Origin of the sequence: Sphingomicrobium clamense (assembly GCF_019264355.1) — a bacterium.
Taxonomy (GTDB): Bacteria; Pseudomonadota; Alphaproteobacteria; order Sphingomonadales; family Sphingomonadaceae; genus Sphingomicrobium; species Sphingomicrobium clamense.
The window spans coordinates 1-501 of the sequence record NZ_JAHVAH010000003.1 but is presented as its reverse complement, the minus strand read 5'-3'; the positions used below and the strand labels follow the sequence as shown (position 1 = coordinate 501).

The window sequence follows — 501 nt, the reverse complement described above, 5'->3', positions numbered from 1 at the left end:
CTAGTCGATGTGTTATCACTCCCCCATCAGTATTAGGGTCGAAGCGCTTCGCTATCTCGACAGCAGCAGTAGCGGTGGCACCCATAAACATCGCCGTAAGTGCATACGGAGCACCGGAGCCAACGGCCGCTGCGTTACCCGCAATTGGTATAACTGAGCTTAACGGCGAATCCCATGACTTGAAGAATTCTACCCTGAAAATACGCTTATCCTCTTTAACAAACACCAGCGCCGAAAAGTCGAAGTCGTAGTACTTAGGCGTCAATATCTCGGCATCGACAACCAACAGCCTACCCACCCCGGCGTCCCCGGATACACCCATAACGAAGTGGTCGTTCTCGTAAATCTTGGTATCCGTATAGTATTTAAAATTCCCCGTGACACATGTATCGCAGGCCATCGTTTCACCGTCAAAAGCTATAGTAGTCATATAAGTTACCTGAACGTATAAAGTCGAATAGATGGTTTGTGCGGGATTTCAGAATACCCACGTTTACGCCA

General features: G+C 48.5%; 1 protein-coding gene. It reads right to left on the bottom strand.

The genetic code is table 11. The annotated features are described in order from the left end of the window. The coding region (locus KTQ36_RS11235) for an Ntn hydrolase family protein (protein WP_218633930.1) at window positions 1–430 on the bottom strand (430 nt) is incomplete at its 3' end. Window positions 431–501 lie beyond the last annotated feature (71 nt).